We start from the raw sequence: 21,150 nt of genomic DNA on the forward strand, positions 1-21,150 counted from the left end.
TTTCCAAAGTCATATTTTCTCACTTGGAAAGCCGCGGCCAGGACCTGCTCCCGAAGGGTAACTGATCATCCTTTCTTAAATATATTTCTATGCTGAAAAAACAATTTTTGAAAATAAAAAATGAAAACGCTTTACTTTACAGGGTTTTTTATAGATTTAAATTTTAAAATTTTTAAAGAAATATAATATTTTAATCATAATTGTAGACAAGGGTGTGCTCATTTTATAAAATGAAAGCGCAGTCTATTTTTTGAAGAGTTTGATAGGAGGATGGGAAATGAATATTCATGAGTACCAGGGAAAAGAAGTCCTCAGAAAATACGGGGTAACGGTTCCGAATGGAAAGGTCGCTTTTACAGTTGAAGAAGCAGTAGAAGCAGCCAAAGAACTTGGCACAGAGGTAGTTGTAGTTAAAGCGCAGATCCATGCCGGCGGACGCGGAAAAGCGGGCGGCGTCAAGGTTGCGAAAAACCTCGATGAAGTACGTACATATGCATCTGAAATCCTGGGGAAAACACTGGTCACGCACCAGACAGGCCCTGAAGGGAAAGAAGTGAAGCGCCTCCTGATTGAAGAAGGCTGTGATATCCAGAAAGAATATTATGTCGGCCTTGTGCTTGACCGTGCAACTTCCCGTGTCGTGCTGATGGCGTCTGAAGAAGGCGGCACAGAAATCGAAGAAGTTGCTGAAAAAACACCAGAAAAGATTTTCAAGGAAGAAATCGATCCGGTCATTGGCCTGACAGCTTTCCAGGCGCGCCGCATCGCTTTCAATATCAATATCCCGGGCAAGCTTGTCAACCAGGCAGCAAAGTTCATGCTCGCGCTTTATAATGCTTATATTGAGAAGGACTGCTCTATTGCAGAAATCAATCCGCTTGTTGTCACTGGCGACGGCAAGGTAATGGCACTTGATGCAAAGCTTAATTTTGATTCAAATGCCCTGTACCGCCAAAAGGATATTCTTGAGTACCGTGATTTGGAAGAAGAAGATCCAAAAGAAATCGAAGCTTCAAAATATGACCTAAGCTACATTTCCCTTGACGGAAACATCGGATGCATGGTCAACGGTGCCGGCCTGGCAATGGCGACAATGGATATTGTCAAGCATTACGGCGGCGACCCTGCCAACTTCCTTGATGTTGGGGGCGGTGCAACAGCAGAGAAAGTAACGGAAGCATTCAAAATCATCCTTTCTGATCCGAATGTAAAAGGAATCTTTGTCAATATCTTTGGCGGAATCATGAAATGCGACGTCATTGCAGAAGGCGTTGTAGAGGCTGCAAAGCAGGTTGGCCTGAAAGTGCCGCTTGTTGTACGCCTTGAAGGCACAAACGTAGACCTTGGCAAAAAGATTCTCGCAGAATCCGATATTGATATTATCGCAGCGGATTCCATGAGTGACGGGGCAGAAAAAATCGTTTCACTAGTAGGTTAAGAAAGGGGAATTTGACGTGAGTGTATTCATTAATAAAGATACAAAAGTAATAGTTCAAGGGATAACAGGTTCAACTGCCCTTTTCCATACAAAGCAGATGCTGGAATACGGCACACAGATCGTCGGGGGCACAACTCCAGGCAAGGGCGGCATGGAAGTGGAAGGAGTACCTGTATTCAATACAGTTCAGGAAGCTGTCAAAGAAACAGGCGCAACCGCTTCTGTCATTTATGTTCCTGCTGCTTTTGCTGCAGATGCCATCCTTGAGGCGGTAGATGCAGAGCTCGACCTGGCCATCTGTATTACAGAGCATATCCCTGTTCTTGATATGGTTAAAGTGAAACGTTATATGGAAGGCAAGAAGACCCGCCTGGTAGGTCCTAACTGCCCTGGCGTCATCACACCTGATGAGTGCAAAATCGGGATCATGCCAGGATATATCCATACAAAAGGGCATGTCGGCGTAGTGTCCCGCTCCGGTACATTGACGTATGAAGCTGTCCACCAGCTCACACAGGCTGGAATCGGCCAGTCCACTGCAGTTGGAATCGGCGGAGACCCTGTCAACGGAACAAACTTCATCGATGTATTAAAAGCATTCAATGAAGATCCGGAAACCAAAGCGGTCATCATGATCGGTGAAATCGGCGGAACGGCTGAAGAAGAAGCAGCAGAGTGGGTAAAAGCTAACATGACAAAGCCTGTTGTCGGCTTTATCGGCGGCCGCACTGCACCTCCAGGGAAGCGCATGGGCCATGCCGGCGCCATCATCTCAGGAGGTAAAGGCACTGCTGACGAAAAAATCCGTGTGATGAATGAATGCGGAATCCAGGTTGCCGATACTCCATCCGTAATGGGTGAAACTTTGATTAAAGTCCTGAAAGAAAAAGGCCTTTTCGACGAATGCAAAACGCACTAAACCTATAGATCAGACTTTCCGGTCCCCTTGCCTCAAGGGGACTATTTCTCCTTCTTTTAACTCCCTCTCTAAAAAATCCTATCAGGAGGTCCGCAAATGGACGAATTCAAGCTGAAATTTATCTCCCTCCATCACAAAAGCTCCTGGAGCAGCATTTATCATTTCCTAAAGAAAGATCCCCACATGAAAACCTCCCTGTCAGCAGCTTTCTCTGAACCCGATCGTAAACTCTTTTTTCCGACTAACAGCAGCCTGGAGAAAACGATAGAGAAAATCAGACAATACGAGAAATACGGCATTCACTGCATTACAATATTTGAACCTGAATATCCACCGCTTCTTAAGGAAATTTATCAGCCTCCCTGGGTGCTATACGCAAAAGGAGACATCAGCTTTTTGCATCTGGATCCCAAGCTTGCGGTTGTAGGCTCCAGGCAGATAACAGGATACGGCAGGAGCGCAATAAAAAAAGTATTTCCGGGCTTGGTGGGAAAGGGAGTGACCATCGTAAGCGGCCTTGCAGCCGGAGTGGATGCCGAGGCGCATGAAACAGCCATTTCGCTCGGCGGCCGGACGATCGGTGTCATTGCTGGAGGCCTTAATCATATTTACCCAAAATCCAATGAACGGCTGGCAAGAAGGATGATGGAAGATCATCTTGTCATTTCTGAATATCCGCCTGATGCACGGCCTGACAGATGGCAGTTCCCAATGAGGAACAGAATCATCAGCGGGCTTTCCCAGGGGACCTTTATAATAGAAGCAAAAAGCAAGAGCGGATCGCTGATTACGGCAAATTATGCGGTCAATGAAGGCAGGGATGTGTTTGCCCTGCCAGGCAGCATATTCAGCCCGGCTTCCGCAGGCACGAATGAATGGATCCAGCAGGGCGCAAAGCTGATTGCAGATGCCAGTGAGATCCTTGAAGAACTTAATTTTTAAGAAAATCCCGTTAGGCAGAACAAAGATTTCTTAAAAAAGGCATAAAAGTATGCATTTGAATTGTATAATTCATCACAGTGCATTTTTGCTGAAAATAGTCTGAAATTAGAAAATTTATGTCAAAAAGGTTGAAATTATTTAAAATCTGTTATACATTGTGCAACAGACGCAATGTAAAGGCTGCAAAACAGGCTGTAACCGTTTGCTTGTCGAGCCGGCCATGTTTTGCCATCCATACATGATGCTATCAGAGATTTGACAACCCATAGCAGCATGGACAATAATAATGGAATATTTCACCCCCTGCCGGATTGCAGGATGAAAAATATTTAAAAATGGAATCTGCAGCTGCCGTGCTTCTGCAGACTATCAAACAAAAAATAAAATAAAATCAGCGCCGCCCGCCCGCAAATGACAGCAGGCGGCCAATCTTATCCCTCTTAAGGAGGATGTTTAATGGCAGATTATTTAGTGATCGTTGAGTCGCCTGCCAAGGCGAAGACGATTGAAAGATACTTGGGAAAAAAATATAAAGTAAGAGCATCGATGGGGCATATAAGAGATCTCCCTAAAAGCCAGATGGGCGTTGATGTGGAAAACCGCTTTGAACCAAAATACATCACGATACGCGGCAAGGGCCCTGTGTTGAAAGAACTTAAAACAGCTGCAAAGAAAGCCAAGAAAATCTATCTCGCAGCTGACCCCGATCGCGAAGGGGAAGCCATTGCCTGGCATTTGGCGCACAGCCTGGACATGGATGTCCATTCTGACTGCCGTGTGGTTTTCAATGAAATCACAAAGGATGCCATCAAAGAATCATTTAAAACTCCGCGGCCGATTAATATGGATCTTGTGGATGCCCAGCAGGCGCGCAGGATCCTGGACAGGCTCGTCGGCTATAATATAAGCCCTTTATTATGGAAGAAAGTAAAAAAAGGATTGAGCGCCGGAAGGGTGCAGTCAGTGGCAGTCCGGCTGATCATCGACCGGGAAAAGGAAATCAAGGAATTTATCCCTGAAGAATACTGGTCAATTGATGGTGAATTCCTGAAAGGAAAGTCCGTGTTCGAAGCGTCCTTCTACAGTGCGCAGGGACAGAAGACGGACTTAAAATCAGAACAGGATGTAAAAGAGATCCTCGGAATGATGAAGGGGAACAAGTTCACTGTTGCTTCCGTCTCGAAGAAGGAACGGAAACGGAATCCAGCTGCTCCCTTCACAACATCTTCCCTTCAGCAGGAGGCAGCCAGGAAATTAAACTTCAGGGCTAAGAAAACAATGATGCTTGCCCAGCAGCTGTATGAGGGAATTGATCTTGGTTCAGAAGGGACGGTCGGTCTCATCACCTATATGAGAACAGACTCGACCCGGATCTCTGAAATCGCACAGACCGAGGCGGCAGGCTATATCACAGAGTCTTATGGCAAGGACTATCTCCCTGGGGAGAAAAAGAAAGAAACCAAGAAATCCAATGCACAGGATGCGCACGAAGCCATCAGGCCGACAAGCACCCTGCGGGAGCCGGCAAGTCTTAAAGAATTTTTATCAAGAGACCAGCTCCGTCTGTATAAACTGATATGGGAACGCTTTGTGGCAAGCCAGATGGCATCCGCAATCATGGATACAATGAGTGTGGATCTGAAGAACGGGGAAGTTGTCTTCCGGGCCACCGGCTCAAAAGTGAAGTTCCCCGGCTTTATGAAGGTTTATGTCGAAGGCAGCGATGATCAGGCTGAAGAAAAAGATAATATGCTCCCCGACCTGAAGGAAGGCGATGAGGTCCTGAAAAAGGACATTGAGCCGAAGCAGCATTTCACCCAGCCGCCGCCACGCTATACAGAGGCAAGGCTGGTAAAGACACTGGAAGAGCTCGGGATCGGAAGGCCGTCAACCTTTGCCCCGACACTGGATACAATTCAGAAACGCGGCTATGTAGCGCTTGATAATAAACGCTTCATCCCTACAGAACTTGGAGAAATAGTCCTGGAATTGATTCTCGAATTTTTCCCGGAAATATTGGATGTCGAGTTTACGGCCAAGATGGAGCAGGATCTTGATGATGTAGAAGACGGCAAAGAAAATTGGAAGAATATCATCGAAGAATTCTACAAAGATTTCGAGAAGCATCTGGACAAAGCCGAAAAAGAAATGCAGGAAGTAGAAATAAAGGATGAGCCCGCAGGAGAAGATTGTGAAAAATGCGGACATGAAATGGTTTATAAAATGGGGCGCTACGGCAAGTTTATGGCCTGCTCGAATTTCCCTGAATGCAGGAACACAAAAGCGATTGTGAAAGAAATCGGTGTGAAATGCCCGAACTGCAAAGAGGGGAATATAATAGAAAGAAAAAGTAAAAAACGCCGCATCTTCTACGGCTGCGACCGGTTCCCGGAATGCGAATTCATCTCATGGGATAAACCGCTTGCCAGACAGTGTCCGAAATGCGATAATGTCCTGGTTGAGAAAAAGCTTAAAAAGGGCGTCCAGGTTCAATGCATTGAATGTGACTATAAAGAAGAAAAGCAAGGCTAAGGGTGGGCTTTATGCTCACTCTTTTCTGTTTCGCGGGAAAATATGGCAGTGCAATGCATGAAACTTTTTTATTTTTCATACGTATTGTACAATGCAGATTGGATATGAATGAATGCCGTCCATTTTGGGAACAAAATTAAAGATTGGACAGGCCCTTTAAAAGAGATAAGAAGTCCGGCTGGATCAATAAACCAGTTTAACTATTCATAAGTATACCTGGAGGTTCGTAAAATGAAAGAAGCAGCAATCAATGTTATCGGGGCGGGGCTTGCCGGAAGTGAAGCGGCCTGGCAGATCGCGAAAAGAGGAATAAAGGTAAATCTGTATGAAATGAGGCCTGTAAAACAGACCCCGGCCCATCATACAGATAAATTTGCCGAGCTGGTCTGCAGCAATTCTCTCCGGGCCAACAACCTGACAAACGCGGTTGGCGTACTGAAAGAGGAAATGAGGATGCTTGACTCTGTTATCATCAATTCGGCTGATGCATGTGCCGTACCGGCAGGAGGAGCACTGGCAGTCGACCGGCATGAATTCGCCGGAAAGGTAACAGAGCAGGTCAGGAACCATCCGAATGTAACCGTGATGAATGAAGAAGTGACTGAAATTCCAGAGGGGATCACTGTCATTGCAACCGGTCCCCTAACGAGTGAGTCACTGTCCAAGCAGCTGAAGGAGCTGACAGGCGAGGATCATTTATATTTTTATGATGCAGCAGCGCCTATCATTGAAAAAGACAGCATCAACATGGAAAAGGCTTACCTTAAATCAAGATATGATAAAGGGGAAGCAGCATATATCAACTGTCCGATGACAGAAGAAGAATTTGAAACATTCTATAACGCCCTGATCAGTGCCGAGACGGTCCCATTGAAAGAATTCGAAAAAGAGATTTTCTTTGAAGGATGCATGCCGATCGAGGTGATGGCAAACAGGGGAAAGAAAACCATGCTGTTTGGGCCGATGAAGCCGGTAGGCCTGGAAGACCCGCGGACAGGCAAGCGCCCGTATGCAGTTGTCCAGCTGAGGCAGGATGATGCGGCAGGAACTCTTTATAATATAGTAGGTTTCCAAACGCATCTGAAATGGGGCCCGCAAAAGGAAGTGCTGAGGCTGATTCCGGGATTGGAAGAAGCAGAGATTGTACGCTATGGCGTCATGCACCGCAATACTTTCATCAACTCGCCGAAAGTGCTCGAGGCAACCTATCAATTCAGAAACCGTGACGGCCTGTTCTTTGCCGGGCAGATGACAGGTGTGGAAGGATATGTGGAATCGGCAGCTAGCGGCCTGATCGCAGGCATCAACGCAGCCAGGCTGGCAGAGGGCAAAGAACTTCTGGAATTCCCTCATGAAACGGCCATCGGCAGCATGGCAAGATATATCACGACAACAAACTCTAAAAACTTCCAGCCGATGAATGCCAATTTCGGACTGTTCCCTGAACTGCCGGTTAAGATCAAAGGCAAACAGGAGCGCAATGAACAGCATGCTAACAGAGCGCTGGAAACAATTCAGAACTTTGTGAAAAATATGTAAATTTTATTGCATGGGCTACTAAATTGTGATACTATTTAGTAGCTCTTGTGAGGTGAATCATTTTGAGCCCAAATGTGAACGATTCGTTACAATCATTTATTGAATATTTACAAATAGAAAGAAATTATTCACAATATACTATTGAACACTACCAGCATGATATTAAAGAGTTTTTCTTGTTCATGTCTGAACAAGCCATTCAATCAGTTAATGATGTTGAATATTTTGATGTCAGGCTTTATTTGACCAGGTTATACGAGCAAAAGCTTTCCAGGAAATCGGCAGCCCGCAAAATATCCAGCCTCAGAAGCTTTTATAAGTTTCTGGCAAGAGAGAAACTGGCAAATGACAACCCTTTTTCTGCCGTTTCGCTCCCGAAACTGGAAAAAAGGCTGCCTGAATTTTTTTATGAAGAAGAACTGAACTGCCTTTTTGAAAGCTGTGAAACAGATAGCCCCCTTGGAAAAAGGAATAAGGCTCTCCTTGAACTTCTGTATGCCACAGGCATGCGGGTCAGTGAATGCAGCCAGATCAGCCTGAAGGACATCGATATGGCTTTATCGACTGTGCTGGTGCATGGGAAAGGGCAGAAGGACAGGTATATCCCTTTCGGAAGCTTCGCACAGGATGCTTTGGAGCTATACATAACTGAAGGCAGAAAAGAACTGTTAACAGGCAGGGAAAGCCATGACAGACTATTTGTCAATTTCCGGGGCGGCCCCCTGACACCGCGGGGCATCCGGGAAATATTAAATAAAATGATCCAGAAATCTTCTTTGGAAGGCACTATTCACCCGCATATGCTTCGGCACTCCTTTGCTACGCATCTTTTATCGAATGGTGCTGATATGAGGACTGTACAGGAGCTCCTGGGGCATGCCTTCCTTTCATCCACCCAGGTATATACACATGTTACAAATGAATATTTGCGCAAGACCTATTTGAACACCCACCCGCGGGCATAAGCTCCAAAAGGAGGAATAATCAATGTCTCAATTTCATGCTACAACTATTTTTGCCGTACAGCATAACGGGAAGTGCGCCATGGCAGGGGATGGCCAGGTCACATTCGGAAATGCTGTCGTCATGAAGCATACAGCAAGAAAAGTCAGGAAATTGTTCAACGGAAAAGTGATTGCAGGCTTCGCAGGATCGGTGGCGGATGCATTCACCCTGTTCGAATTGTTTGAAAGCAGGCTTGAGGAGTATAATGGAAACCTGCAAAGGGCGGCCGTTGAGCTTGCGAAAGAGTGGAGAAGCGATAAGGTCCTGAGAAAGCTCGAAGCCATGCTTATTGTCATGAACGAATCAGATCTTCTTCTCATTTCCGGGACCGGGGAAGTGATTGAACCTGATGACGGGATATTGGCAATCGGTTCAGGCGGCAACTATGCGCTGGCTGCTGGAAGGTCCCTGAAAAAATATGCAGGGGAACACCTGACAGCAAAGGAAATCGCCAGGTCTTCGCTTGAGGTGGCAGCTGAAATCTGTGTATATACGAACGAAAATATAATAGTGGAAGAGCTGTAGAAGGCTGCTCCCCTGCAGCGGATATTCCGTTTGCGGGGCAGGCGCCTGAAATTTGAGGCTGACGCCACAGGCTTGATCGTCTTGGCCGGCTAATACAAAGGAGTGCTGAATATGAGCTTAAGTACAAATTTAACACCCAGACAAATTGTTGAACGGCTTGACCAATATATCATTGGACAGAAAGATGCAAAGAAAGCAGTGGCAGTTGCTTTAAGGAACCGCTACCGCCGCGGCCTGCTCGAGGAAGCTATCCGCGATGAAATCAGCCCGAAGAATATCCTGATGATCGGACCAACCGGTGTAGGGAAGACGGAAATTGCCCGCAGGATGGCTAAGCTTGTCGGTGCTCCATTTGTAAAGGTCGAAGCCACGAAATTTACAGAAGTCGGCTATGTTGGCCGTGATGTAGAGTCAATGGTGCGTGATCTGGTGGAGACATCGGTCCGCCTTGTAAAGGAAGAAAAAATGCAAAGCGTGAAAGAAAGGGCAGAAGAGAATGCGAACCGCCGCATTGTAGATATGCTCGTCCCTTCAGGCAAAAAAGCAGCTTCCTACAAAAATCCGCTGGAAATGCTGTTTGGCGGCGGAGGCGGCCAGCAGGATCAGGAAAATGAACCAGCGGAGGATTACAGCCTTACAGAAAAACGGAAGATCGCCAGGGAAAAGCTCGCTATGGGCGAGCTTGAAAATGAATTGATCACCGTCGAGGTCGAAGAGCAGCAGCCGTCCATGTTTGATATGCTTCAAGGCTCCGGAATGGAGCAGATGGGCATGAATATGCAGGATGCGCTGAGCGGACTTATGCCAAAGAAAAGGAAGAAGCGCAAGCTGACTGTCCGGGAAGCGCGCAAAGTCCTTTCGAATGAAGAAGCACAAAAGCTGATCGATATGGATGAAGTGACCCAGGAAGCTGTCTTCAGGGCAGAGCAGAGCGGCATCATTTTCATTGACGAAATTGATAAGATCGCCAGCAAATCAAGCGGAGGATCAAATGCTGATGTATCAAGGGAAGGCGTACAGCGTGATATCCTTCCTATTGTTGAAGGCTCAACGGTCGTTACGAAATACGGCTCTGTCAAAACAGATCATGTCCTTTTCATGGCAGCAGGGGCATTCCATATCGCCAAGCCGTCTGACTTGATACCGGAACTTCAGGGGAGATTCCCGATCCGGGTAGAGCTGACAAAGCTGACAGTCGAAGATTTTTATAAAATTTTGGTTGAACCTGATAATGCACTGACAAAACAATATACTGCATTATTGGAAACAGAAGGTATACAAATTGAATTTTCTGACGATGCTATTCGTAGAATCGCTGAAGTGGCATACGAGGTTAATCAGAATACAGACAATATCGGCGCAAGAAGACTTCATACAATCCTTGAGAAACTGCTTGAGGATCTGTCTTTCGAAGCACCGGAAATTTCAATGGGCAAGGTGACCATCACCCCTCAGTATGTTGAGGAGAAACTTGGTGCCATCTCCCGCAATAAAGACCTGAGCCAGTTTATCTTATAGTTTTAACAAAAAGGTGTTAGGGTACAACAAACACATACGTACCAATGCCACTAAGGGATGAACACAGGTTATATCATTTAATAAGCAGTGTGTCACAGCCAATAGGAGGAAGAACAATGGATTTATTAACGAAAACAAGAAAAATTAATGCAATGCTGCAGAAAGCTGCCGGAAAACCGGTAAACTTCAAAGAAATGGCCGAGACGCTTAGTGAAGTGATCGAAGCGAATATCTTTGTGGTAAGCCGCCGCGGAAAGCTGCTTGGCTTTGCAGTAAACCAGCAGATCGAAAATGAGCGCATGAAAAAAATGCTTGAAGACCGTCAATTCCCTGAAGAATACACCAAGAGCCTGTTCAATATCCAGGAGACGTCTTCAAATCTTGATGTAGAAAGCGATTATACTGCTTTCCCTGTTGAAAACAAGGAGCTGTTTAAGAACGGTCTGACAACGATCGTACCAATCATCGGGGGCGGAGAGCGCCTAGGTACGCTGATCCTCGCAAGGCTTCAGGAGCAGTTCCATGACGATGATCTGATTCTTGGCGAATACGGTGCAACAGTTGTCGGTATGGAAATCCTGCGTGAAAAAGCGGAGGAGATCGAGGAAGAGGCACGCAGCAAGGCTGTTGTACAAATGGCTATCAGCTCCCTTTCATACAGCGAGCTGGAAGCGATCGAGCATATCTTTGAAGAGCTTAACGGCAAAGAAGGCCTGCTTGTTGCTTCAAAAATTGCCGACAGAGTCGGAATTACGCGTTCTGTCATCGTAAACGCATTGAGAAAGCTGGAGAGCGCAGGAGTCATTGAATCGCGTTCACTCGGCATGAAGGGAACCTATATTAAAGTCCTGAACGATAAGTTCCTCGTCGAACTGGAAAAACTGAAAACAAGCTGATATCTCACAAAAAACCTGTTTCTGAAGAAACAGGTTTTTTTATTTTGGTTTTAAATGATGAATTATTACGGACATTACAGGGATTTTACACAATTCGTCGTAAAAGCTTGGTAAATCATAGAAATAATATTATATCTTAATAATGATAAAAGTCGTATTTTTGCTAACATGAGAAGGATGTCAATAATGGATATAGGAAAAAGGAACTAATTGATTCGCAGCTTGAATTTTATTAATAAACCCGCATTCTGTAAGGAAAGAAAGCATGAAGCGAAAAAGCTTTCTGCATAAAAAAGGATTTTGTTCGTTCCAAAGAATGAAACATCAAAATAGGACTTATGAATTATTAAATTTAACTTTAACTTCATAGACATATTATTTCAAATTCATTACAATAGTGATTAAGATTGAAAATTCGCCTATAATCATCAAATTTCAACAAGAATTAACATTTTTTCTACTTTATACTGGCAGGTGCTGAAATTGAATATTTTTTCTAATACGATATCGACACTTGAAAATTCTTTAAATCAAGCGTCTTTGAAACAGAAGGTTGTAGCGCAGAATATTGCGAATGCAGACACCCCGAATTATAAAGCAAAGGATGTAAGCTTTAAATCTGTTCTTCAGTCAGAAATGGCCATAGGCGGGATAGAGGCGAAACGGACGGATGTCCGCCATTACAGCTTTGCTGCTGAGGGCAGCGGGCAGTCCGGAGTCATTATCAATAAAAATACGGACTTTAATCATAATGGCAATAATGTGGATATGGATAAAGAAATGTCAGAGCTGGCAGAGAACCAAATCTACTATAATGCCCTGGTTGAAAGGATCAGCGGGAAATTCACCAGTCTTCAGAATGTGATAAGAGGTGGAAGATAATCATGAGCATGTTTCATAGCATGAACACAACATCCTCTGCCCTGACAGCGCAAAGGCTGAGGATGGATGTCATTTCGTCAAATATGGCAAACGTTGATTCAACAAGGGGCAAGCTTGTCAATGGCGAGTGGCAGCCTTATACAAGGAAAGAAGTTGTGATGCAGCCGCAGGAAAAAAACTTTTCTTCATTCCTGAATACAGCTATGAATGCAGGCAGTGCAGGCAGCGGCGTGCGTGTATCGGAAATCAGGGAAGATCAGACACCGTTCAAGCTTGTTTATGACCCGAGTCATCCTGATGCAAATGAAGCAGGATACGTACAGATGCCGAATGTGGATCCCCTCAGGGAAATGGTAGACCTGATAAGCGCAACACGTTCTTACGAGGCAAACGTCACAGTCTTCAATGCTTCTAAAAGCATGATGATGAAAGCCTTGGAGATAGGAAAGTAAAGGAGACTCTATGATGAATAATATTTCTTTTTCGCCTGTTTCAAGCATCATGCAGCCGGCAAAGATCACAGGAACGGCTGCCGGAAGCGCGGCAGAAGGACATAAAAGCTTTGCTTCCATGCTTAAGCAATCGATTGATAATGTAAACAGCTCCCAGCTGCAATCTGATGTTATGACAGAAAAGCTTGCCCGGGGCGAAGATATCGGCCTCCACGAAGTGATGATTGCGTCACAAAAAGCCAGCATTACCATGCAGGCTGCGCTTGAAGTCAGGAATAAAGTGATAGAGGCATATCAGGAAACCATGAGAATGCAGGTTTAATAGATTGCTGATTTAAGATTATGATGTTTAGCGGTTATTAGCTGCGGCTTGCTAGACAGGATAACCGGGGGATTGTGATGAAAGAAAAGCTTCAAAAATTTTTCAACCCATTAAAAGAATTTTGGCAGAGCCGGACTAAGAAGCAGAAGGGGCTAATGGCTGGCTCTCTTATTTTGCTCCTATTGATTGCTTCGGCTGCCGTACTCCTGGCAGGGAGGACAACGATGGTTCCTTTATACAGCAATCTGTCACCTTCTGAAACAGGGGCAATAAAGGAAAGCCTGGACGGAAGAGGAATTGCTTCCGAAATAGCCGATGGAGGCTCAACCATCATGGTCCCCGAGGAAGTAGTGGATACTTTGAAGGTAGAGCTTGCCGCTGAAGGCATCCCGAAATCAGGCAGCATTGATTATTCGTTTTTCAGCCAGAATGCCGGAATAGGAATGACTGAAAATGAATTTAACGTTCTGAAGCTGGATGCTATGCAGACAGAGCTGTCCAATCTGATAAAAGGGATAGAAGGTGTCAATGATGCCAAAGTCATGATCAATCTTCCTGAAAAGGGAATTTTTATAAATGACCAGACAGAAGAAGCATCTGCGAGCATCGTTTTGAACACAAAGCCAGGGTATCAGTTCGAAACGGAACAGATCAAATCCCTGTATCATCTGATTTCAAAAAGTGTTCCTAATCTGCCTACAGATAATATCGTCGTAACAAACCAATTCTTTGAGTATTTTGATTTGGAAAACAGCAATGATACTTCAGGCAAAACAATCACGGCCCAGCTCGATGTAAAAAAACAGATCGAGAGAGATGTCCAGCGCCAGGTCCAAAGCATGCTCAGTACGCTGATGGGCCCGGAAAAAGTAGTGGTTTCCGTTTCTGCTGATATAGACTTTACCCAGGAAAACAGGGAAGAAAACCTGGTTACGCCTGTAGATGAAGAAAATATGGAAGGCATTGCGATCAGCGCCAAGAAAATCACTGAAACCTTTACTGGAAGCGCGGAAGAAGCGGGCGGTATTGCAGGCACCGGTGATAACGAGATTACTAATTATCCTGGAGCAGCTGAAGGCTCAAATGGCGATTACGAGCGGATAGAAGAAACGATCAATAATGAAGTCAATAAAATCCGGAAAGAAATTGTAGAAAGCCCTTATAAGGTAAGAGATCTCGGCATTCAGGTAATGGTAGAACCGCCGACAGCTGACGATCCGACTTCCCTTCCGCAGGAGCGGGTCGATGATATTACTCAGATTCTCAGCACCATTGTCAGGACCACAATCGATAAGAAAGCTGCCGGTGCAGATCTTACAGATGAAGATATTGCTGACAAAGTGGTTGTATCTGTTCAGCAGTTCCAGGGCAAAACCGAATTCCCTGAAGAAAGTGCTGCTGTTATTCCTTGGTGGGTATACGCCATTGGCGGTGTTCTGGTTGCGATCATCCTTCTGCTGGTGTTCCTGTTTATCAGGGCGAGGAGAAAGAGCCAGGAAGAGCAGGCAGAACTGGAAGAACAGGTTGAACCTGTCACCATCAAAGATGTGAACGAAGAACAGGAAACAGAAAGCAGCCTGAGAAGGAAGCAGCTTGAAAAGATGGCAAAAGAAAAACCGGAGGACTTTGCGAAGCTTCTGCGGTCATGGATTGCAGAAGACTAGGAGGGTTTTTAATTGGCAAAAAAAGAATTGAAAGAATTAACGGGCAAGCAAAAAGCAGCCATACTGCTGATCTCACTTGGACCTGATGTTGCCGCTTCGGTGTACAAGCATTTAAGTGAAGAAGAAGTAGAAAAGCTGACGCTTGAGATTTCAGGGGTCAGAAAGGTCGAGTCCCATTCCAAGGAGGAAATTCTTGAAGAATTCCATAATATTGCCCTCGCGCAGGATTATATCTCCCAGGGAGGCATCGGCTACGCAAAAACGGTCCTGGAAAAAGCGTTAGGAGAGGAGCAGGCAGCCCTGATCATTAACAGGCTGACTTCATCCCTTCAGGTGCGGCCATTTGATTTTGCCAGGAAGGCAGATCCGGCGCAAATACTTAATTTCATCCAAAATGAGCATCCCCAGACAATCTCGCTGATTCTTTCCTATCTGGATCCTCCTCAGGCAGGGCAGATATTGTCTGAGCTGCCGCAGGAGATGCAGGCGGATATTGCCAGAAGAATAGCGGTCATGGACAGCACATCGCCTGAGATCATCAATGAAGTTGAGCAGATTCTCGAACGGAAGCTTTCTGCAACAGTCACTCAGGATTATACGCAAACTGGCGGTATTGAAGCGGTTGTCGATGTTCTTAACGGAGTCGACAGAACAACAGAACGGACAATCCTGGACGCCCTTGAGATCCAGGATCCTGAACTCGCAGAGGAAATCAAGAAGAGGATGTTTGTGTTCGAGGATATTGTCACCCTTGACAGCCGTGCAATCCAGCGGGTGATCAGGGACTGTGAAAGCGAAGACCTGATGCTTTCATTGAAGGTCTCCAGTGATGATGTCAAAGACATTGTCTTCAAAAACATGTCTACCCGGATGGTTGAAACCTTCAAGGAGGAAATGGAATATATGGGCCCTGTCAGGCTGAGGGATGTAGAAGAAGCCCAGTCAAGGATCGTAGCCATTATCCGCCGCCTTGAAGAAGCCGGGGAAATCGTCGTAGCGCGCGGCGGAGGAGATGATATTATTGTCTAGGCTTATCAAGTCGCATTGGGCCCAGCCTTCAGAGCAGCAGAAAAAAGTCATATCCATTAAGCTGCTGAATCAGGATTTGCCAGCCGCCGAGCTGCAGGAAGAAGCGCCATTTAATCAGCAGCTTCTTATAGATGAGGCCCGCAGAGAAGCAGAGTCCATCATTCAGCAGGCGAATGAAGAAGCCCGGCAGCTCCTGGAGCATATAGAACAGGAGCGGGTCCGATTCGAGCAGGAGAAAGAAGAGGCCAGAGAGTCAGCGAGGCATGACGGATTCCAGGAAGGCCTGGCAGAAGGAAGGCAATCGGGCCTTATGGAGTTCAGTGAAACGATAGGGTTTGCAAAAGAAATTGTTGAATCATCCAAAGCTGACTACCAGAATACGATTGAGTCTTCGGAAGGGACGATCCTTGATATTGGCATCAAAGTGGCTGAAAGAATTCTCAGCAGTGTGCTTGAAGAAGACAGCAGCAGATTCCTGCCGGTTGTCAAAAGAGCCCTCAAGGAATCGCGGGAATACCGGGAGGTCCAGCTCCATGTCCATCCCGGCCGCTACAGTTTCCTGCTTGAGCATAAGGATGAGCTGCTGGCCATCTATCCAAGGGAAACTAATCTTTATATCTATCCTGACGAAGAGCTGGAAGAGTGCAGCTGCGTCATTGAGTCTCCCGGCGGAAGGATCAATGCCGGTGTTGACAGCCAGCTTGAAGAAATGAAAAGGAAGCTGATTGAACTGCTGGAGAGTGAAAATAATTGAAGGCTGCAGATCTGATTAGTGAGATAGGGCAGATTGATACGTACAAACGCTACGGTAAAGTGAAAAAAGTAGTGGGCCTGATGATTGAGTCACAGGGTCCTGAAAGCTCCATCGGAGATGTTTGCATCATCCATGTGGGTTCAGGGAAAAAGCGGAAGATCATGGCTGAGGTTGTAGGCTTTAAAGAGGAAAATGTCATTTTGATGCCATATACAGCTATCAGTGAGATAGCCCCGGGGAGCCTGGTGGAAGCGACTTTAAAGCCTCTGGAAATCAAAATCGGAACGTCCCTTATTGGCGAGGTAATAGATGCGCTCGGGCACCCGCTTGACGGAAAAGCATTGCCCAAGGGGCTGGCTTCTGTACCGACTGAACAGGACCCCCCAAACCCGATGAACCGCCCGCCGATTTCCGCACCGGTGGAGGTCGGGGTAAGGGCGATCGACAGTCTCCTGACAGTCGGCTACGGCCAGCGGGTTGGCATATTTGCAGGCAGCGGCGTCGGAAAGAGTACGCTGCTGGGAATGGTCGCCAGAAATACAAAGGCTGACCTGAATGTGATAGCGCTCATCGGAGAGCGAGGCAGGGAAGTCAGGGAATTCATCGAGAATGATCTTGGCGAAGAGGGCCTCAAGAGGTCGATCGTCATTGCCGCCACTTCTGACCAGCCTGCACTGATGAGGATAAAGGGTGCATATACAGCCACCGCAATCGCTGAATATTTTCGTGATAAAGGCTTGAATGTTGTATTGATGATGGACTCGGTGACAAGGGTTGCCATGGCGCAAAGGGAAGTAGGCCTTGCGATAGGGGAGCCGCCGACCACGAAAGGCTATACACCGTCTGTATTCGCGGTGCTGCCAAAGCTGCTTGAACGTACAGGGACGAACCATAAGGGATCGATTACAGCTTTTTACACAGTGCTGGTGGACGGCGACGATATGAATGAGCCGATAGCTGATACTGTCAGGGGAATACTTGATGGGCACTTCGTCCTTGACCGGGCCCTGGCCAATAAAGGGCAGTACCCGGCTATCAATGTATTAAAAAGCGTCAGCAGGGTGATGAACAATATCGTACCGCATGAGCATAAAAAAAGCGCAGAATTGCTGCGCGAAAGGCTGAGCACTTATATAAACTCCGAAGATCTTATCAATATTGGAGCCTATAAAAAAGGGACATCAAGGGAGATTGACCAGGCTGTCCGCCTCTATCCGGAAATCATCTCATTTTTAAAACAGGGAACAGAAGAAAAAGTAACGATGCAGGACAGCATACAGCACCTGCTCCGTTTAATGGAAACAGGTGAATAATTCATGCAATATCAATACAGATTTGAAAAGGTAATGTCGATACGGGAAAGGGAAAAGGACGAAGCCCTGGACAGCTATAACCAATCTGTCCGAAGGTTTGAAGAAGCGGCAGGAAAGCTTTATGAGCTCCTTAAGAAGAAGGAAGATCTGGAGGAGTTCCAGTTCTCCAAGCTTGCCAGCGGATTGCCGGTCCAGGAAATCAGGCATTATCAGCATTTTATCCACAGCCTTGAAAAAACGATCGAACACTACCAGCAGGTTGTATTCAATGCGAGAAATCAGATGAATTATTATCAGGATAAATTAACGGAAAAAAATATAGAAGTAAAAAAATACGAAAAGATGAAAGAGAAAGATATTGTCCGTTTTGCGGAATCTATGAAGCTGGAAGAAAACAGGCAAATGGATGATATCTCGATTCAGCTGTATGCCAATCGGGGAAGCCAGGTGGGCCAATGAATAAAACGGCAGAAGAGACAGAAAAAAAATACAGCAAGTTTCAAATGTTTTTTATATTGGTTGTGATTCCTCTCCTTTTTGCGATTGCAGTTACATTGATTATATTAACTGTCAATGGGACCAACGTATTTGAAGCAGGCAGGGAACTGGGCAGCAAACTCCCTGTTATCTCGGAGATGATCGATAAGGAACAGTCAGCTGCTGATAAAGAAGCTGATCAGAGGATCGTCGAGCTTGGAGCAGCTATTGAAGACAGAGAAGCACAGATTGAGCGGCTGGAGTCCCAGCTGGAATCGAAAGACAGCGAGATTGAGGAAAATGAGCTGGAAAAACAGCAGCTGCAGAATCAGATAGACGAACTCCTGGCCATACAAGAGGAAAACAAGCGTGCGTTCAAGGATATTGTAAAAACCTATGAAACGATGTCAGCCAAAAATGCTGCGCCCATCCTTGCACAGATGAATGATGATGAGGCCCTTCAGATCCTCTCGAATGTAAAGCCTGACACGCTGGCAGGCATCATGGAAAAAATGCTGCCGGAAGATGCTGCAAAGTTCACAGAGCTTTTGACAAATGAAAGCAGCCGGTCAGCTTCAGAATGACTCAGCGTGATATGAAAGGGGGTGAAAAGAATGCAGCTAACAGGTTTGGGGGCAATCGTTAGTGCAGGTCCGGCCGCTGCAAATGCGGGAAAAACTGAGGCGGGCCAGGGATTCACGGCTATGATGTCAATGCTTTTGGCAGGCCAGGGAGAAATCCAGCAGGAGTCCAGCGGGAAACCCCGTGAAGTTGATCAGAAGGCTCTCATGTCACTGGCTGAATTCATGTCTGCTGATTCCCTGCTTGATCTGGAGGGCGGACATCAGCTGCTCGACCAGCTTTTGAGCGGTGAAGATACCGGTCTGCTTGAACAGATTCAGAGCTATCTTGGATTGTCTGACGAAAGAATATCCTTCATAGTAACTGACCTAAACAAGTACTTGTCAGATCTAACAGGGAAACAGGCGGATGAACAAATAAATATTGATCAGTTGCCATACTTGGAAAACATCATGAACATACTTGCTCAATTGACCGCTCTTCCAGAAAATAAAGTCGCCGGTTTACTTTCGAAAGAACTTATCGATGCAGCCAAAATTGTAAAGTTATACGACCTTCTTCAAAAAAATGCCGACTTCGCAGGCGAACAGCCGCTTGCCAAAGGAGCAAGGCAATTGCTGGAAAAACTTGACGGTTTTATCATGTCAGCGGCAAGCAAAGAAAAGCTCCAATATTTGCAGAAAAGTTTTACCCAGCTTTCAAATGATTTAAACCTGGGCCCGCAAAAAAGCAATGAAGGCAAATATCAATTGCCAGACGGCGGAAAAACCATCTCCAGGCTGGATGCTGGTGCATCTTCGTTCACCCTGATGCCGCAGATGACAAAGGTTGAGCATCTGACACTGATGCAGTCTAACCAGGGGAAAATGGTCTCAACTGAGCAGCTCATCGAACAATTTGAATCTATCCTGGCGAAAAGCCAGCTTACAAAAACAGGCGGAGTACAGCGGATGTTTTTGCGTCTTAATCCCGAAAATTTAGGCTCACTGAGGATTGAATTGATTCAAAAGGATTCCCAGCTTACAGCCAGGATTCTGACATCAACAGGTGCAGCTAAGGAAATGCTAGATTCCCAGGTGAATGGACTTAAACAGGCACTCCACTCACAGAATATCCAGGTAGAACGGATTGAAATTTCACAGCAGCTGAGCCAGCAGGAGAAAATGCCGCAGCGTGATGCCCAGCAACAGCAGCAGGGGCAAAATCAGCCTGACAGGCAAAAACAGCAGGCTGGAAGAGATGAAGAATCAGCCGGTGAATCTTTTGAAGAAATTCTATTAAATACAGAAGCATAGGTGGTAGCATGGCAAATACAATTGATTCGTCTTTAATGCTTTCAAGCTATAAAAAGGATGAACGGAAAACCGGGTCAGATATTTTGGGCAAAGATGATTTCTTAAAGATATTGATGGTTCAGCTGCAAAACCAGGATCCTTCGAACCCCTTGCAGGATAAAGATTTTATTGCCCAGATGGCAACATTCTCATCTCTGGAGCAGATGACAAACATGAACACAAGCATACAAAAACTCGTCCAAATGCAGGAACAGGATTCTCTGATTGCCTATAGTGAATTTGCCGGCAAGGAAATCAAATGGCATAAAGTCGCAGAATCAGATGATCCAAATGCACAGCCTTCGATCGAGGAAGGAACAGGGAGGGTTTCCTCCATCCAGTTCAAGAACGGCAATGCTGTTTTTATCCTGGAAGATGGGACAGAACTGGGACCAGCCAATATTTCCGAAGTCAAGGGAGGATCCCAGGATAACAGCCTCATGCAGGCGAGCATGCTGATTGGAAGAATGATAACCTTTGTTGGGGAAGATGGGGCTGAGCAAAAGGATTTTGTTAAATCTGTCAGCCTTAAAGGCGGAACTACGCTCTTCCAGCTGGGCAATGGTACAGCTGTGACTTCATCGCAAATTACCGAAATCGAATAGGATAGGAAGTGATTGGATGGGCAAGCAAGTGTATCTTCCAATTCAATCGCAATTAAATCCGGCAGTTCCAAGAAAGCCGCAGGCACACAGAAATACACATCTTGCTTCTTTTTCAGATCATCTGCAGAATGCCATTAATATTCCGGCAAAGCTGAATATCAGCAGGCATGCCAGTGAAAGGCTGCAGCAGAGGGATATACATATCACTGCTGACCGCTGGGATCAGGTTGAAACAAAGGTGGCAGAAGCAAAGGGAATGGGAATCGCAGAATCACTTGTCCTACTGCCGGAAGCCGCATTAATAGTAAGCGTCCGGAATAACACGGTGATCACGGCGATGGAACGGAAGGAAGCAAACAGCCAGATTTTTACGAATATTGACGGAACGATACTGATGGATTAACACTAAATGGGCCGGACCT

21 protein-coding genes are annotated in these 21,150 nt (G+C 45.9%); all 21 read left to right on the forward strand.

Features of this window, described 5'->3' with window-relative positions; genetic code table 11:
* Positions 1-277 precede the first annotated feature (277 nt).
* The 21 genes from sucC to N288_RS09080 all read left to right on the forward strand — a co-directional run bounded on the left by sucC (position 278) and on the right by N288_RS09080 (position 21,131).
* Positions 278-1,438 (forward strand): ADP-forming succinate--CoA ligase subunit beta, encoded by a 1,161-nt coding sequence (gene sucC, locus N288_RS08980; protein ID WP_009795918.1) that lies wholly within the window; start codon positions 278-280, stop codon positions 1,436-1,438.
* A gap of 16 nt (positions 1,439-1,454) precedes the next feature.
* The gene (gene sucD, locus N288_RS08985; protein ID WP_009795917.1) at positions 1,455-2,357 is read left to right on the forward strand and encodes a succinate--CoA ligase subunit alpha; all 903 of its coding nucleotides are present in this window, start codon (positions 1,455-1,457) and stop codon (positions 2,355-2,357) included.
* Between the two features lie 96 nt (positions 2,358-2,453).
* On the forward strand, positions 2,454-3,299 hold the full coding sequence (gene dprA / locus N288_RS08990) for a DNA-processing protein DprA (protein ID WP_009795916.1): 846 nt from the start codon (positions 2,454-2,456) through the stop codon (positions 3,297-3,299).
* Positions 3,300-3,755: 456 nt separating this feature from the next.
* On the forward strand, positions 3,756-5,831 hold the full coding sequence (gene topA, locus N288_RS08995) for a type I DNA topoisomerase (RefSeq protein ID WP_009795914.1): 2,076 nt from the start codon (positions 3,756-3,758) through the stop codon (positions 5,829-5,831).
* Positions 5,832-6,062: 231 nt separating this feature from the next.
* Positions 6,063-7,370, forward strand: a complete 1,308-nt coding sequence (gene trmFO / locus N288_RS09000) for an FADH(2)-oxidizing methylenetetrahydrofolate--tRNA-(uracil(54)-C(5))-methyltransferase TrmFO (protein ID WP_009795913.1) — start codon at positions 6,063-6,065, stop codon at positions 7,368-7,370.
* A gap of 62 nt (positions 7,371-7,432) precedes the next feature.
* Positions 7,433-8,335: a tyrosine recombinase XerC gene (gene xerC, locus N288_RS09005; protein ID WP_035403504.1), complete on the forward strand. Its 903-nt coding sequence runs from the start codon at positions 7,433-7,435 to the stop codon at positions 8,333-8,335.
* A 22-nt stretch (positions 8,336-8,357) separates the two neighbouring features.
* Entirely contained in the window at positions 8,358-8,900 is a 543-nt protein-coding gene (gene hslV / locus N288_RS09010; protein ID WP_009795911.1) for an ATP-dependent protease subunit HslV, read from the forward strand.
* A gap of 111 nt (positions 8,901-9,011) precedes the next feature.
* Positions 9,012-10,418 carry an HslU--HslV peptidase ATPase subunit gene (gene hslU / locus N288_RS09015; RefSeq protein ID WP_009795910.1) on the forward strand — a complete coding sequence of 469 codons (1,407 nt, stop codon included), beginning with the start codon at positions 9,012-9,014 and terminating at the stop codon, positions 10,416-10,418.
* 116 nt (positions 10,419-10,534) lie between these two features.
* Positions 10,535-11,314: a GTP-sensing pleiotropic transcriptional regulator CodY gene (codY, locus tag N288_RS09020; protein WP_009795909.1), complete on the forward strand. Its 780-nt coding sequence runs from the start codon at positions 10,535-10,537 to the stop codon at positions 11,312-11,314.
* 483 nt (positions 11,315-11,797) lie between these two features.
* Positions 11,798-12,196 (forward strand): flagellar basal body rod protein FlgB, encoded by a 399-nt coding sequence (flgB, locus tag N288_RS09025; RefSeq protein ID WP_022543712.1) that lies wholly within the window; start codon positions 11,798-11,800, stop codon positions 12,194-12,196.
* Positions 12,197-12,198: 2 nt separating this feature from the next.
* On the forward strand, positions 12,199-12,648 hold the full coding sequence (flgC, locus tag N288_RS09030; RefSeq protein ID WP_009795906.1) for a flagellar basal body rod protein FlgC: 450 nt from the start codon (positions 12,199-12,201) through the stop codon (positions 12,646-12,648).
* Between the two features lie 10 nt (positions 12,649-12,658).
* Positions 12,659-12,970: a flagellar hook-basal body complex protein FliE gene (fliE, locus tag N288_RS09035; RefSeq protein ID WP_009795905.1), complete on the forward strand. Its 312-nt coding sequence runs from the start codon at positions 12,659-12,661 to the stop codon at positions 12,968-12,970.
* Between the two features lie 77 nt (positions 12,971-13,047).
* Positions 13,048-14,634, forward strand: a complete 1,587-nt coding sequence (gene fliF, locus N288_RS09040; RefSeq protein WP_009795904.1) for a flagellar basal-body MS-ring/collar protein FliF — start codon at positions 13,048-13,050, stop codon at positions 14,632-14,634.
* Positions 14,635-14,646: 12 nt separating this feature from the next.
* Positions 14,647-15,663, forward strand: coding sequence for a flagellar motor switch protein FliG (gene fliG / locus N288_RS09045; RefSeq protein ID WP_009795903.1), 1,017 nt, complete (start codon positions 14,647-14,649; stop codon positions 15,661-15,663).
* Positions 15,647-16,417 carry a flagellar assembly protein FliH gene (fliH, locus tag N288_RS09050; RefSeq protein ID WP_009795902.1) on the forward strand — a complete coding sequence of 257 codons (771 nt, stop codon included), beginning with the start codon at positions 15,647-15,649 and terminating at the stop codon, positions 16,415-16,417. Before fliG ends, fliH begins: the two co-directional genes overlap by 17 nt.
* The gene (gene fliI, locus N288_RS09055; protein ID WP_009795901.1) at positions 16,414-17,730 is read left to right on the forward strand and encodes a flagellar protein export ATPase FliI; all 1,317 of its coding nucleotides are present in this window, start codon (positions 16,414-16,416) and stop codon (positions 17,728-17,730) included. The genes fliH and fliI overlap by 4 nt, the downstream gene beginning before the upstream one ends.
* 3 nt (positions 17,731-17,733) lie before the next feature.
* Positions 17,734-18,189, forward strand: coding sequence for a flagellar export protein FliJ (gene fliJ / locus N288_RS09060; RefSeq protein WP_009795900.1), 456 nt, complete (start codon positions 17,734-17,736; stop codon positions 18,187-18,189).
* Positions 18,186-18,791 carry a MotE family protein gene (locus N288_RS09065; RefSeq protein WP_009795899.1) on the forward strand — a complete coding sequence of 202 codons (606 nt, stop codon included), beginning with the start codon at positions 18,186-18,188 and terminating at the stop codon, positions 18,789-18,791. The genes fliJ and N288_RS09065 overlap by 4 nt, the downstream gene beginning before the upstream one ends.
* Before the next feature lie 30 nt (positions 18,792-18,821).
* Positions 18,822-20,084, forward strand: a complete 1,263-nt coding sequence (locus N288_RS09070; RefSeq protein WP_009795898.1) for a flagellar hook-length control protein FliK — start codon at positions 18,822-18,824, stop codon at positions 20,082-20,084.
* Positions 20,085-20,092: 8 nt separating this feature from the next.
* On the forward strand, positions 20,093-20,728 hold the full coding sequence (flgD, locus tag N288_RS09075; protein WP_009795897.1) for a flagellar hook assembly protein FlgD: 636 nt from the start codon (positions 20,093-20,095) through the stop codon (positions 20,726-20,728).
* Positions 20,729-20,744: 16 nt separating this feature from the next.
* On the forward strand, positions 20,745-21,131 hold the full coding sequence (locus N288_RS09080; protein ID WP_009795896.1) for a TIGR02530 family flagellar biosynthesis protein: 387 nt from the start codon (positions 20,745-20,747) through the stop codon (positions 21,129-21,131).
* The last annotated feature ends 19 nt before the right edge of the window (positions 21,132-21,150 follow it).

It is taken from the genome of Bacillus infantis NRRL B-14911 (assembly GCF_000473245.1).
Classification (GTDB): domain Bacteria; phylum Bacillota; class Bacilli; order Bacillales; family Cytobacillaceae; genus Bacillus_AB; species Bacillus_AB infantis.